Source organism: Flavobacterium pectinovorum, assembly GCF_022802975.1.
Taxonomy (GTDB): domain Bacteria; phylum Bacteroidota; class Bacteroidia; order Flavobacteriales; family Flavobacteriaceae; genus Flavobacterium; species Flavobacterium pectinovorum_B.
In genome coordinates this window covers 44,509-58,943 of record NZ_JAFEVZ010000006.1, presented here as the reverse complement: position 1 = coordinate 58,943, position 14,435 = coordinate 44,509, and the positions used below count along the sequence as shown (strand labels likewise).

At 32.6% G+C, this 14,435-nt stretch carries 13 protein-coding genes; 6 read left to right on the top strand and 7 right to left on the bottom strand.

The features are described from left to right. Window position 1 precedes the first annotated feature (1 nt). The 4 genes from FLV_RS10305 to FLV_RS10290 all read left to right on the top strand — a co-directional run bounded on the left by FLV_RS10305 (window position 2) and on the right by FLV_RS10290 (window position 4,557). Window positions 2–1,546 carry a peptide MFS transporter gene (locus FLV_RS10305; RefSeq protein ID WP_243233613.1) on the top strand — a complete coding sequence of 515 codons (1,545 nt, stop codon included), beginning with the start codon at window positions 2–4 and terminating at the stop codon, window positions 1,544–1,546. A 5-nt stretch (window positions 1,547–1,551) separates the two neighbouring features. Further along, window positions 1,552–3,357 carry a peptide MFS transporter gene (locus FLV_RS10300; protein WP_243233612.1) on the top strand — a complete coding sequence of 602 codons (1,806 nt, stop codon included), beginning with the start codon at window positions 1,552–1,554 and terminating at the stop codon, window positions 3,355–3,357. Between the two features lie 45 nt (window positions 3,358–3,402). Then, a complete protein-coding gene (locus tag FLV_RS10295; protein WP_243233610.1) occupies window positions 3,403–3,879 on the top strand; it encodes a thioredoxin family protein in 477 nt (158 codons plus the stop codon). A 225-nt stretch (window positions 3,880–4,104) separates the two neighbouring features. Beyond that, a complete protein-coding gene (locus tag FLV_RS10290) occupies window positions 4,105–4,557 on the top strand; it encodes a thioredoxin family protein (RefSeq protein WP_243233609.1) in 453 nt (150 codons plus the stop codon). Window positions 4,558–4,560: 3 nt separating this feature from the next. Here FLV_RS10290 and FLV_RS10285 read toward each other — a convergent pair whose 3' ends face one another. From FLV_RS10285 to surE, 5 genes are all read right to left on the bottom strand, one after another. Continuing rightward, window positions 4,561–6,600 carry a ComEC/Rec2 family competence protein gene (locus FLV_RS10285; protein ID WP_243233608.1) on the bottom strand — a complete coding sequence of 680 codons (2,040 nt, stop codon included), beginning with the start codon at window positions 6,598–6,600 and terminating at the stop codon, window positions 4,561–4,563. A 51-nt stretch (window positions 6,601–6,651) separates the two neighbouring features. Further along, window positions 6,652–7,134: a C40 family peptidase gene (locus FLV_RS10280; protein ID WP_243233607.1), complete on the bottom strand. Its 483-nt coding sequence runs from the start codon at window positions 7,132–7,134 to the stop codon at window positions 6,652–6,654. Between the two features lie 11 nt (window positions 7,135–7,145). Further along, window positions 7,146–8,264 (bottom strand): lipid-A-disaccharide synthase, encoded by a 1,119-nt coding sequence (gene lpxB, locus FLV_RS10275; protein WP_243233606.1) that lies wholly within the window; start codon window positions 8,262–8,264, stop codon window positions 7,146–7,148. A 135-nt stretch (window positions 8,265–8,399) separates the two neighbouring features. Next, window positions 8,400–8,672: a hypothetical protein gene (locus tag FLV_RS10270; protein ID WP_243233605.1), complete on the bottom strand. Its 273-nt coding sequence runs from the start codon at window positions 8,670–8,672 to the stop codon at window positions 8,400–8,402. Beyond that, window positions 8,665–9,444: a 5'/3'-nucleotidase SurE gene (gene surE, locus FLV_RS10265; protein ID WP_243233603.1), complete on the bottom strand. Its 780-nt coding sequence runs from the start codon at window positions 9,442–9,444 to the stop codon at window positions 8,665–8,667. The genes FLV_RS10270 and surE overlap by 8 nt, the downstream gene beginning before the upstream one ends. Before the next feature lie 202 nt (window positions 9,445–9,646). Between surE and FLV_RS10260 the strand changes: the two genes are divergently transcribed. Then, entirely contained in the window at window positions 9,647–11,833 is a 2,187-nt protein-coding gene (locus FLV_RS10260) for a carboxy terminal-processing peptidase (RefSeq protein ID WP_243233601.1), read from the top strand. Window positions 11,834–11,914: 81 nt separating this feature from the next. Further along, window positions 11,915–12,697 (top strand): DNA/RNA non-specific endonuclease, encoded by a 783-nt coding sequence (locus FLV_RS10255; RefSeq protein ID WP_243233599.1) that lies wholly within the window; start codon window positions 11,915–11,917, stop codon window positions 12,695–12,697. On the opposite strand, the gene rpe is transcribed toward FLV_RS10255, so the two are convergent. After that, on the bottom strand, window positions 12,674–13,336 hold the full coding sequence (gene rpe, locus FLV_RS10250) for a ribulose-phosphate 3-epimerase (RefSeq protein ID WP_243233598.1): 663 nt from the start codon (window positions 13,334–13,336) through the stop codon (window positions 12,674–12,676). The genes FLV_RS10255 and rpe overlap by 24 nt on opposite strands. A gap of 228 nt (window positions 13,337–13,564) precedes the next feature. Beyond that, on the bottom strand, window positions 13,565–14,428 hold the full coding sequence (locus tag FLV_RS10245) for an RNA polymerase sigma factor RpoD/SigA (RefSeq protein ID WP_007804760.1): 864 nt from the start codon (window positions 14,426–14,428) through the stop codon (window positions 13,565–13,567). Window positions 14,429–14,435 lie beyond the last annotated feature (7 nt).

Here is a 14,435-nt window from a genome sequence, read left to right as displayed (position 1 = left end):
TATGGCAAACAACTCATTAAATAAAGAAGAATTTTTTGGACATCCAAAAGCCCTTTTTATATTGTTTTTTACGGAAATGTGGGAACGCTTTTCATTTTACGGAATGAAAGCATTATTGATATTTTATTTAACACGTTACCATCTTTTTACAGACGTAAACGGAAATTTATTGATAGGAAGTTATGCCGCTTTAGTATATGCAGTTCCGGTAATTGGAGGTTTTATTGCTGACCGGTATTTAGGCTTTAGAAAGGCAATTGTATTTGGCGGAATAATGCTTGTTTTAGGTCATTTAGGTATGGCTTATGAAGGAAATGCCGCAACACAATCTGTTACTGGCGAAATTATTCGGGATAATTCAGCGTTGCAAATATTTTATTTTTCTCTTTCGTTAATTATTGTGGGTGTTGGTTTTTTAAAAGCAAATATTTCATCGTTAGTTGGAGAACTGTATGAAGTAGGAGATAAAAGAAGGGATTCGGGTTTTACCTTGTTTTATATGGGGATCAATTTAGGGTCTTTTCTGGCTACTTTAATCTGTGTATGGTTGGGAGAAAAATATGGCTGGAGTTACGGATTTGGTGCTGCAGGTGTTGGAATGTTCTTTGGATTGGTAACTTTTATTTCGGGAAGAAAACTCTTGAAGGGAAAAGGAGAATCTAAAGTTCCGGAATTATTAGAGCAAAAATCTTTTGGTGTAAAGAATGAATGGTTAATTTATGCTTTGAGTGTTTTGTCTTCATTGGTTTTTTGGCAAATGGTACAAAGACATGAAGCTGTATCAATGACTTTAATGATAGCCGGTGCGGTCTCTGTGGTTTATATTATTTATTACAGCATTACTCAATTGGATAAAAAAGCCAGAGAGCAACTTATGGCTTTGACTATTTTAATTGTTTTTACGGTTATTTTCTGGGCTTTGTTTGAGCAGGCTTATACTTCATTAAATTTATTTGCAGACAGAATTTTAGATAGAGACTTTTTTGGGCACACTATTTCTGCTGGGCAATTTTTGAGTTTTAATGCTTTGTTTATTATATTGCTAGCTCCTGTTTTTGCATGGTTATGGGTAAAGCTTGGAAAATATAATCCAAATACAGCCGTAAAATTTTCTATGGCATTATTGCTGGTAGGATTAGGTTTTGGTTCTTTGGTTTTGGGTATAAGCTTGTCTGGACTTGGTAAAGTAGCGATGATTTGGTTGATCCTGACTTACTTTTTACATACTTGTGGAGAATTATGTTTATCTCCTGTTGGACTTTCTGCTGTTACAAAATTATCTCCGGCAAAAATCGTAGGATTCATGATGGGGGTTTGGTTTTTGGCTACAGCAAGTTCTGAATTTATTGCTTCTATTTTAGCAAACATAGCTTCAGTTGACACTTCAAATGGTACAGCTCCGGATTTAAATTTGGCAAAACAAAGTTATTTGGTGCTTTTTGAATATCTTTTTTATACAGGAATTGCGGTTGGACTTTTATTGCTAATACTTTCGCCGATAATCAAAAAACTAATGCACGGAGTAGATAAAGAATTAAATAATTAATATAAATGAGTCAGAACAATACAGATCAATTTTTTAAAAGTACCGTTTTAGGACATCCTGCCGGTTTATTCGTTTTATTTTTTACAGAAATGTGGGAGCGTTTTTCGTTTTACGGAATGCGTTCGTTGTTAATATTATTTTTAACCACATCTTTTGTAGATGGCGGCTGGGGATGGACTCGTGAAAATGCATCTGCACTTTTCGGTTCTTATGTAGGATTGGTTTATCTGTCTACCATGCTTGGAGGTTATTTTGCTGATAAAGTAATCGGTTTTCGATGGGCTGTTGTAGTAGGTGCAGTTTTAATGACGTTGGGGCATGCTTCTATGGCGGTTGAAACAGAATTTTCTATCTACCTTGGATTAGTGTTGTTGGTTTTTGGGAATGGTTTTTTCAAACCAAATATGACTTCTATTGTTTCAGAAATGTACAAAGACCGTCCTGAAAAGAAAGATGGAGCCTATACTTTATTTTATATGGGGGTTAATGCAGGCGCCTTTTTCGGAATTTTGCTTTGCGGATATTTAGGAGAAAAAGTGGGTTGGAGTTATGGTTTTGGGTTGGCTGGAATTTTTATGTTTTTCGGAATGTTGCAGTTTTGGTTGTCTCAAAATATTTTTGGAGATATTGGCTTAAAGCCTAATAAAGAAAGTAAAGCAAAAGCTGAAGCTTTGGATACTGACAAAAGAAATCCCTTCTCTCCATTGCAATTGGCAGCAATAGCTTTCTCTGCGATTGTAGCATTGTTATGGCTTTTAAACGATCCTGCATCAAAAATATCAGGAGGTAAAGTGAATCTTTTTTCTTTTCTTGGAGACAACGGAAATTCAATTGCAATACTTTCTGCATTGATCGTTTTTATTATCCTGTTGGTTTATAGATTTACACAATATTCTAAAATTACCAAAGAAAAATTAATAGCGGTAACTTTCTTTGCGTTTCTAACTATCTTCTTCTGGGCAATTTTTGAGCAGTCTCCAAACAGTTTGACCATTTTTGCCAGTGATTATACAGACCGTGTTTTGGTTGGAAATTGGAGTGTGATTTTTTTAGTAGTCAATTCATTAATTACGATTTTGCCTTTGGTTATTATAACCTGGGTTTTAATTTTATTGTTTAAACAGACATTTAAATTATACGCCATTGCAAATATTATTTTAAGTATTAGTTTTGTCATTATTTGGGCAATAGCAATCTGGATGTTGGTTAAAGATTATTATACTGCGGGTTATTTGTCTTTATCTGATGCAACACTGCAAACTTTGAAAATTGACAAGGTAACTACTGCGTTAACAGAAGTTCCGGCAACTTGGTTCTCTACATTGAATTCATTATTTATTATTTCGCTTGCGCCATTATTTTCTAAATGGTGGGAAAGCAAATACAATCCTTCTGCTAATTTAAAATATGGAATTGGAATGGGATTATTGGCTTTAGGAATGGCTTGCGTAGCTTTTGGAGCGAATGGTATTGAGCCGGGAGCAAAAACGGCTTCAGTAAGTATGATTTGGTTAATTCTTGTTTATCTTTTTCATACTATGGGAGAGCTTTGTATTTCGCCGGTTGGACTTTCGTATGTTAGTAAGTTAGTTCCTGCCCGTATGATTGCTTTTATGTTCGGGGTTTGGTATTTGGCTGTAGCTATCGGAATGAAAGGTGCGGGTATGTTTGGTGAGAATATTGATAAAATAGCCAATGAGCACGGGTTAAGTTACTTCTTTTGGATGTTGACGATTATATCAATTTTGGTTGCTTTGTTTTCAATTTTAATGACGCCTGTTATTAAGAAATTAATGCATGGGGTAAGATAGGTATCTGTGTTGATTCTGTTTAAATTTGAAGAAAATTAAAACCAAATGAAAAAAATATTTTTACTGACATTTTTTATTTTATGCTCTCTTGTGGTAGAAGCTCAGGAGTTAAATTGGCATACTGATATGAAACAAGCGGTTAAAATAAGTAATAAAGAAAAAAAGCCCTTGATGATATTATTCACAGGAAGTACTTGGTGTGGATGGTGTATTCGTTTGCAAAACGAGGTTCTAAAAACACCTGAGTTTAAAAAATGGGCTAAGGAAAATGTTGTTTTAGTTGAGTTGGATTATCCTAGAGGAGCTGTTCAAACGCCTCAAAATCCTGAGATTGTTAATCAAAACGCCGAATTGCAACAGGCTTTTGGAGTTCGTGGATACCCAACGGTTCACTTTGCAACCGCAGAAAGCAAAGATGGAAAAGTAAACTTTAATGGTCTTGGGAATACCGGTTACGTTGCCGGAGGTCCAACAAGCTGGCTGGCAGTTGCTGGCGCAATTATTAAATCTAAAAAAATGTAAAATCTTTTTTTATAATATTAAGAATCCTCTCATGTTCAAAAGTGAGAGGATTTTTTTGTTTAGTAGGGAATATGGTTGTTTTTATTGGTTGTTTTGCAGAATGTTGTTTTTTGATAAAATATTGCATTAAAAAAAACATATTGTATATTTTTAGTAATAAAAAATCTTGTATAATTAAAATATAATGTTAATTTCGTTTTGCTAACTAACCAAATCTTTTATACTATGATAAAAAAATTACTCCTATTAATTTTCTTTTTAGGTTCGATTACTCTTCATTCCCAAAATTTAGTTTGGAAGACGAGTATGGATGCTGCAATTGCTGCCAGTAATGATGAGAATAAACCAATGCTGATTTTTTTTACGGCTTCGAGTGCTCCGGCTAATCTTCAAAATGAAGTTTTTAAAACGCCCGATTTTGCAGTTTGGTCAAGAGATAATGTTATTTTAGTTAAATTAGATTTGTCTGATATCAATGCAACTGACAGTGATAAAGAGCAAAATATTAAACTTAAAAATGCATTTGGGGTTCAGGATTTGCCAGAAGTTTGTTTTGCAAGTGCTTCAGTTAGAAAAAATAAAACTACATTCCAGGCGCTTGGTAAAATTGGATACAAACCGGGAGGAGCAAAAGCATGGATTGCTGAATCTGATGCTATTTTGCATCCAAGCGAATAAAACTTAATTCAACAATTTATAATATCCCTTTTCATTGGTCGCGTGAAAAGGGATTTTTTGTTTGAGACAAGTCGCTTTCCAATACTTTTGGATGGAATATGAATTGGATGCATCGGCAATAATAATTTTAGGATGTAAATTGTTTATAATTCGATTCAGATTAATTTTTGGGGACTGGGTTAAAAGTAGAATATCAGGTTGTGTCTTTTTTTGATAAACACCAGAACTGTCAAGGATAAAAATCTTTTTGTTATTAAAATATAAGGTGTTCTTGATTTTTGTTTTCTTTTTTAAGTGGCTGAAATTGCCAACCAGATAAGAATTTAAAATGTTGTTTTTTGAGGAGGCTTTAAAAAAATCATCACTACAAAAAAAAGTAACATTTTCTCCATTTCTTTCAGAAATTATTGTTTTTTTCTTGATGTTGTAAACAATAATTTCATGTTGGCTTTGTATGTTTTTTTTAGTGAATAAAGAGGAAAGCTGTAAGATAATTACCGAGATAAGAACTCCGGTTAATTTAAAATAATTTGGTCTCTTTACCCAAATTATGCTAATTATTATCCAGAGATAAAATGCAAATAAATAGTAATTATTGAAACTGATATTTTTTATTACAAACGAATCAAAAGAAGCTACATAATGAATTATTTTATTTAATAGATAAATGCTTTTTTCTAAGATTTGAATTAAAAACAGAGGAGCAATATTAAAAACAGCCAAAATCATAACTAGTATTCCGGCAATCATGATGAAGGTTAATATTGGAATAATAACAATATTGGTCACAAAAAACAGACCCGGAAATTGATGGAAATAGTAAAGACATAAGGGTAGTGTTCCAATTTGTGCAGCAAAAGAAACGGTCAGTACATTCCAGAGGTTTAGTACAATTTTGTTTTTAGGAATCCATAAATTCTTTAATAATGGCTGTAGCCAAAGAATAAAAAACAGCGCCAAATAACTGAGTTGAAAACCTATGTCAAATAAAAAGTAAGGCTCAAAAAGTAATATCAAAAGTATGGAAACCAATAAAGTATGATAGGTATTATCGCTTCGGTGCAAATAATTTCCAATTGCGAGAAATGAAAACATCACGACTGAACGCAAGACACAGGGTGATAAACCGGAGATTATTGCAAATAGAATCAATGAAGTTAAAATAGCAATTAATTTTATAAAAGAACCTTTTGGTGTATTCCCAATTGGTTTTAGAATAAAAGTAATAAACAACATTATAAAACCTACATGAAGTCCGGAAACCGAAAGAATATGTGTAGCTCCTGAAAATTGATAATCCTGAACTATTTCAGGTGATATTTCTTGTCTTTGTCCTAAAATGAGTGCTAAGGCTACATTCATTTCAGTTTGATTAAAATCGTTTCGGGTAAGATTATTTACAATTCTTGTATGTAATTTTGCATTATAATACCAGATGTCTTTTTTAAATTTTTTATTAATGCTAAGCTCCGATTTTGTTGCGTAAATCTGTGCATAAATTTGTTTGTCTTTTAAGTATTTACCATAATCAAACTGATTTGGGTTTTTGGGTGAAGGGTTGTTTTGTAAGGTTGTTTTTAAACGGATTATATTTCCAATTATAAGGCGATCAGGTAAGCTGTCTTTTTGGATGTTTATAATAATTCTTCCTGAATAATTTTGATTTTCAATTTGGTTAATTAAAGCAATATATCTCTCATTATAATCATTTCCTTTTAATTTTTCACGGAGGCAGAGTGTTATGTTTTGTGGTTTTTCATAAGCTTTTTTGCAATTTGTATAATTTGTTTTTTGAAAAGATGCCGTATGAAATAGTAAAGTTAAACAGCCAATAAAAAAGGATATAAGATAAGCCGTTATGGTAAAGAAGATGGTAAATTTGCTGTTTTTACCGGATAATAAATAAGAGACTGAAAAGGTAAGCAGTAGCAAAATTACTGCAGAATTTATTAAAAACAGATCTGGTTGCCAATTATAGGCTGTCAAGACACCTGTTATGAAACAAATTGTAATTTTTGCCAAAGGAAATTTTAATACTTTCATAGTATAAAAGTATTAAAAATGTAGGAAAATATCGATTTTTTTAATTGAAAGTTATTCGACTATTCTGTTAATCTGAACAAATGAATTTTTATAGTAAGTTTCTTTTGTAGAAGAAATAATCACTCCTTTAGATGTTGAGGAATGTATAAACTTTATTTCGTCATGAGAAACTTCTGTTATAAGTCCAACATGATTAATCTGTCTGCTTTTATTGGTTTTAAAGAAAATTAAATCTCCTTTTTTGGCATCATCAGTTTTGATTATTTTTCCAATTTTTGATTGTTCATAGGAACTTCTGGGAAGTTTTATGTTTTCTTTTTCAAAAGTAGAAAAAACTAAACCGGAACAATCAAAACCAGCTTTGGTGGTGCCGGCAGCTTTATAGCGAACGCCAATATTATCTGTTGCTGTTTCGATCAGATTATTTACAATGTATTTTGACTCGTGTTTAGATTCTTTACTAACAGCAGTTGAGCTGGTTTTACATGATGCTAACAAAATAGAAAACAGTATTAGTAAGAAAGCTTTTTTCAAAATGATAAATTTTATTGTTTTTTTAAATCAGCAACAATAAGTTTTGCTGTTTTTTTACTGGCTCCAATTCCGCCTAGTTTTTGCTCCAAAATATCATAATTTCTAAACAATTTTTCACGATGAATTGGTTCTAATAATTTTTGTAATTCTTCTTTGATTCTTTTAGTGTTACAATCATTTTGAATCAATTCGGTTACAACTTCTTCATCCATGATTAAATTAACCAGAGAAATGTATTTTAGTGTAATAATACGTTTGGCAATTTGATAGGATGCCCAGCTTCCTTTGTAACATACCACTTCCGGGACTTTAAAAAGTGCTGTTTCTAAGGTTGCTGTTCCTGAAGTTACCAAAGCGGCTGTTGAAGATCGAAGTAAATCATACGTTTTATTCGAAATAAACTTGATGTTTTTATTCGAAATAAACTGCTGGTAAAATTCAAAATCCTGACTTGGTGCTCCGGCAATTACAAATTGATACTCTTTAAAATCATCAACAACGCTTAACATTACGCTTAGCATTTTTGTAATTTCCTGTTTGCGGCTCCCTGGTAATACAGCAATAATTGGTTTGTCACTCAATTGATTTTCTTGTCTAAAAACAGTTTCGTCAAAAACAGGCTGGTTATGAATCGCATCAATTAAGGGGTGTCCAACAAATTCTACAGGAAAGTCATGTTTGTCTTCGTAAAAGCTTTTTTCGAAAGGCAAAATCACAAACATTTTGTCTACATCATTTTTTATGGCCGTAATTCGGTTTTCTTTCCAGGCCCAAATTTGAGGCGAAATGTAATAATGAGTTTTATAATGTAATGTTTTGGCCCATTTTGCAATTCGCATATTGAATCCCGGATAATCAATAAAAATGATGACATCGGGTTTGAATTCTAAAATATCTTTTTTGCAGAATTTAATATTGTTTAATATGGTTTTCAAATTAAAGATTACTTCAACAAAGCCCATAAAAGCTAACTCACGATAGTGTTTTACTAAAGTTCCGCCTTTTTTTTGCATTAAATTTCCTCCCCAAAATCTAATTTCAGCTTCAGGATCTTCTTCATATAAGGCTTTCATTAAATTAGAACCGTGCAAATCGCCGGAAGCTTCACCTGCAATAATGTAGTATTTCATATGTAGATACTTATTGATTTTTATCGGTCATGTGTAATTCGCAGATCTTCACTGGTGTTTGAAAATAAGTTACGGTCATGCTCATTGCGTATGGCGATAGTATTTTTTAAAGGAATGAAATGCAAAGATAGTAACTTAAGTCAGTAAAGTTGAAATTGCCAAAACAATCACGGCTAAAATAACCCCGCCGGCCATAAATTCCTTATCTTTTTTTAGTAAAAATGCAAAAACAGCCAGGTCTAAAGTAGTACCTAATGTAATCACTTTTCCGAAATAGCCATTTTCTTTTATAGTTTGTAGACTTGTTGAAATATCAAATTTTGTAAAGAGGGCAATAAATAAGTAACTCCCAAGTAACGAAGTGAAAATTCCAATAATAAAACCTATGAGTATGTCTTTTTTATTCATTTAAATCCCAGGTGTTTAGTTGTTGGATGGCGTGATGAGCAGTTAAGTCAAATTGAACCGGGACTACAGAAATATATCCATTTTCTAATGCCCATTCATCAGTATCTTCACCCTTATCCTGGTTTACAAATTCACCTGCAAGCCAGTAATAGTCTTTCCCAAAAGGGGTTTGTCTTTTATCAAATTTCTCTACCCAAAGTGCTTTTGCCTGTCTGCAAATTTTAATGCCTTTGATTTCTTTTTCTTTTAATTTGGGGAAATTGACATTTAAAATAACACCTGGGGGTAATTTTTTTTCAAGAGTTTCTAAAACTATTTTTTTTATAAAAGTTTTTATAGGTTCAAAATCGGCATCCCAATTATAATCTAATAATGAAAAACCTATGGCCGGAATTCCTTCAATTCCTGCTTCAACTGCTGCACTCATCGTTCCTGAATAAATTACATTTATAGAAGAATTTGAACCGTGATTGATTCCGGATACACATAAATCAGGTTTTCTTTTCAAAATTTCATTCACTGCCAATTTTACACAATCAACCGGAGTTCCGGAGCAGCTATATTGTGTAATTGCTTCATTTTCTTTAGAAATTTTGTCCAGATAAAGCATATTATTAATGGTTATGGCATGTCCCATTGCGCTTTGCGGTTTGTCTGGTGCAACCACCACCACTTCACCAATAGCAGCCATAATATCGATTAAAGTCCTGATTCCTGGAGCTGAAATACCATCGTCATTTGTTACTAATATTAAAGGCTTTTTGTTTTTCATGGTAAAGAATTATAGTGAATATAAGATTTTGAAGACAAATGTAACAACAGATTTTCTTAGAATACTAACAAATAAATTAAAATTTGTCAACTAAATAATCTTCTTTTTTTGCGATTCAAAGATTTTCATATCTTTAACAAAAAATTATAGTAGACTTGGCTTTTTTGGCTTGGTTTTTACCATAACTTAGATTAAAAAATTGATGAATGCTATTATTAAATTTATGAAACGAAATTATAAAATCCTCATAGCCGTATTATGCTTGTCTGTAACCTTGTTTGCTTTCAGGGTAAATGCAGATAAAACTGTAGATCCGGATCCTAATAAAGACAAAATGCTTTTAGAGCTGTTGGCTTTTGTTATAGAAAAAGGGCACTATAATCCACCTCCTATAGACGATGTTTTTTCAAAAGGAATTTTCAAGGATTATATTGAGGCGCTGGATCCTTCAAAAAGATTTTTTCTACAATCTGACATTGATGAATTCAAGCAATATGAATTAATGCTGGATGATCAGTTCCTTAATAAAGACTTGACGTTTTTTAATCTTACTTACACAAGACTAATGAAACGTATGGAAGAAAGCAAAAAAAGATACAAAGTGCTGTTGGCGCAACCATTCAATTATAATATAGATGAAACTTTTAATGCAGATTATGAGAAAATCCCTTATGCAAAAAATGCTGCTGAAATAAATGAAAGATGGAGAATGCAAATTAAATTATCAACGCTTTCTTCTTTAGTAACAAAACAAAAGTTAGAGGAAGATAAAAAGAAAGCAGATCCTGCGTATAAAATAAAATCTTTTGAGACTCTTGAGAAAGAAACGCGTGAGAATTCTCTGAAATCATTAGATGATAATTTTAGTGTAATAAAAGATTTAGACAAGCAAGATTGGTTTTCTGTGTATGTAAATTCAATTATGACTCGCTTTGACCCGCACACCAGCTATTTTGCTCCAGAGGAAAAAGATCGTTTTGATGTAAATATTAGTGGTAAATTAGAAGGAATTGGAGCTCGTTTAACCAAGAAAAACGATTTTACTCAAATTGATGAATTGATTTCAGGAGGGCCTGCTTGGAAAGGGAAAGAACTTGAAGCCGGTGATTTAATTCTAAAAGTAGCACAAGGAAATGACGAGCCTGTAGATGTTGTAGGTATGCGTCTTGATGATGTTGTGAAAAAAATTAAAGGTCATAAAGGGACTGAAGTAAAACTTACGGTAAAAAAAGTTGACGGAACAATTAAAGTTATCTCAATTATCAGAGATGTAGTTGAAATTGAAGAAACATACGCTAAATCAAGTATTGTAGAGAGAAACGGGTTAAAATATGGAGTAATCTATCTGCCTAAGTTTTATATCGATTTTGAAAATAAAGATGGTCGTGATGCCGGTAAAGATATTGCATTGGAAGTTGAAAGACTTAAAAAAGAAGATATTAGCGGAATTGTGCTTGATGTGCGTGATGACGGTGGTGGATCACTTTCGACTGTAGTTGATATTGCAGGGCTGTTTATAGAAGAAGGCCCAATTGTTCAGGTAAAATCTGCCGGAAAAAAGAAAGAGGTTTTATATGATAAAGATAAAAAAATAGAGTGGGATGGTCCTTTGGTAATAATGGTAAACAGTTTCTCTGCTTCGGCGTCTGAAATATTGGCTGCTGCTATTCAGGATTATAAGCGTGGTGTTATCATTGGTAGTAAACAAACTTATGGTAAAGGAACAGTACAAACCGTTATCGATTTAAATCAGTTTGTTCGTAATAGTGATTTTGGTGATTTTGGAGCATTGAAAGCAACTGCTCAAAAATTCTATAGAATTAATGGTGGTTCAACTCAGTTAGAAGGAGTAAAAAGTGATGTCGTGATGCCTGATCGTTATGCTTATTTAAAAATGGGAGAACGTGATATGGATAATGCAATGCCTTGGGATAAAATAGATCCTGCGAATTATAATGTATGGAATTCAAACGAAAATTTTAATCAGGCGATACAAAACAGTAAACTTAGAATTGCTCAAAATCCGCAGTTTAAATTAATTGAAGATAATGCTAAATGGATTGATGTTAAAAACAAAGAAAATACGTATAGTCTGAATATTAAAAGTTTTAAAGCTACACAGGAACAAGTAGAAAGCGAAGGCAAAAAATATAAACCAATTGCGGACTATAAAAATAATTTGATTTTTAAATCATTGCCTTATGAAAATCTTGAAATGGCTAGTGATGCTTCTTTAAAAGAAAAAAGAGAAGCATGGCACCAGGCTTTAGCAAAAGATGTTTATGTAGAAGAGGCTTTGAATGTATTAGATGATTTGCAGTCTAAAAACAACATTAATAAACAAACGAATTCTTCTAAAATTAAAAAAGACAAATTAGTGAAATCTTAATTTTTTTGAAATTAGATAAAAGTTAAAGCTCCATATTGTTAAATTTATGGGGCTTTTTTTGAAAATGTATATCGCAGAAATATGAAAAAAATACTTGTTTTATTTTTAATTACGTTATTTATTTTTTCTTGTAAAAAAGAGGGGAGCGAAAAAAAAGTAACACTGCTTGCTCAGAATACTTTTGAAAATCAGTCGCAAAATCTTTCTCAATCAGGTTATTCAATTGCATATTTACCAACTTCTACAACCAGACAAATTGTAAAACACGATTATTATACATTATCGTACAATGAAAAATTTGAACAGGCTGAATGGGTAGCGTATGAGTTAAAAAAGGAGTATTTAAAAAATAATGATTTTAAAAGGCCTTATTTTATTGAAGATCCAAAAGTAACAACCGGGTCGGCAGACTGGAGAAATTATAAAAAATCCGGATATGATAAAGGGCATCTTTGTCCGGCAGGCGATATGGAGTTTGATAAAAAAGCGTATGATGATACGTTTTATACCTCTAATATTTCGCCTCAAAATCACGAATTTAATAGCGGAGTCTGGAATCGTTTAGAGAATAAAGTACGTTATTGGGCAGAAAAATATAATAATGTATATGTTGTTACAGGTGGAATTTTGAAGGATTCGGATAAAAAAATAGGAACAGAAGAAGTTTCTGTTCCTAAATATTTTTATAAAATTGTTTTGACTAAATCAGGAAAAGAACATAAGGCTATTGCTTTTTTAGTTCCAAATGAAAAAAGTCAAAAAGGAATTTACGAGTTTGTAGTTCCTGTTGAAACCTTAGAGAAAATGACCGGAATCAATTTCTTTCCTAATTTAAAAAATTTAAAAAGCAGTAAGGACTTTTAAGTCGGCAATAGTTGTTGTCGGATTTTCTGCTTTAAAAACAAAACTTCCTGCAACTAAAACATCTGCTCCTGCTTCTGCTAATTGTTTGGCATTTTTATTGGTCACACCACCGTCAATTTCAATAAGAGTTGAAGCATTTTTACGAGTAATCAGGGCTTTTAGTTTTTTAACTTTATCGTAAGTGTTTTCAATAAATGATTGTCCGCCAAATCCTGGATTTACACTCATAATACAAACTAAGTCAATATCGTTGATGACATCTTCCAATAAATCGATATTGGTATGAGGGTTAATGGCAACTCCTGCTTTCATTCCTTCAGCTTTAATAGCTTGTAAAGTTCTGTGCAGATGTGTACAGGCTTCGTAATGCACGCTTAAAATATTTGCTCCCAAGTCTGCAAAAGTTTTAATATAGCGATCCGGATCTACAATCATTAAATGTACATCAATTGTTTTTTTTGCATGTTTCGAAATGGCTTCTAATACAGGCATTCCAAAAGAGATATTCGGAACAAAAACTCCATCCATAATATCAATATGAAACCAATCAGCCTGGCTGTTGTTGATCATTTCGATATCACGTTGTAAATTAGCAAAATCAGCTGCAAGAACAGAAGGAGCAATAAGTGTATTCTTCATTGTGTGTAGTTGTTTAATGTAGAGGCACACAGCAGTGTGTCTCCTGTAGTTTATTTTTTGCAAAGGTAATTATAAAAAATAAAAAACTCCGGTAATCAGCCGGAGTTTCAATCATCAATCAAAAAACGAACAGTCAATCAAACTGTTGTTTGCTGTTAGTCGAAAGTCAAATGTCTAAAAGTCAAAAGAGACTTTTGGACTTTATGAACTTTCTAACTTTAAGACTAATTAGCCTAAGTATGTTTTAAGGATTTTACTTCTTGAAGTGTGTTTTAATCTACGGATAGCTTTTTCTTTAATCTGACGAACACGCTCACGAGTTAGGTCGAAAGTTTCTCCAATTTCTTCCAAAGTCATTGGGTGCTGATCGCCAAGACCAAAATACAAACGAACAACATCAGCCTCTCTAGGAGTTAATGTTTCTAATGAACGCTCAATTTCAGTACGAAGAGATTCGTGAATTAATTCTCTGTCTGGGTTAGGAGATTCTCCAGAACGTAAAACGTCATAAAGGTTAGAATCTTCCCCTTCAACAAGAGGTGCATCCATTGATAAGTGACGACCAGAGTTTTTCATAGACTCTTTTACGTCATTTACAGTCATGTCAAGTTCTTTTGCAATTTCCTCAGCAGAAGGTGGGCGTTCGTTAGATTGCTCTAATAAAGCGTACATTTTGTTGATTTTATTGATAGAACCAATTTTGTTTAATGGTAAACGAACAATACGAGATTGTTCTGCCAAAGCCTGAAGAATCGATTGACGAATCCACCATACGGCGTAAGAAATAAATTTAAAACCACGAGTTTCATCAAAACGTTGAGCCGCTTTAATTAAACCTAAGTTTCCTTCATTAATTAAGTCAGGAAGAGTTAATCCTTGATTTTGATATTGTTTAGCCACAGATACTACGAAACGTAGGTTGGCTTTTGTTAGTTTTTCTAATGCTCTTTGATCACCGGCCTTTATTCTTTGTGCTAATTCTACCTCTTCATCAGCGGTAATTAGGTCAACTTTTCCAATTTCTTGTAGATATTTGTCTAACGATGCAGTTTCACGGTTGGTTACCTGCTTGGTGATTTTAAGTTGTCTCATGTTGTTG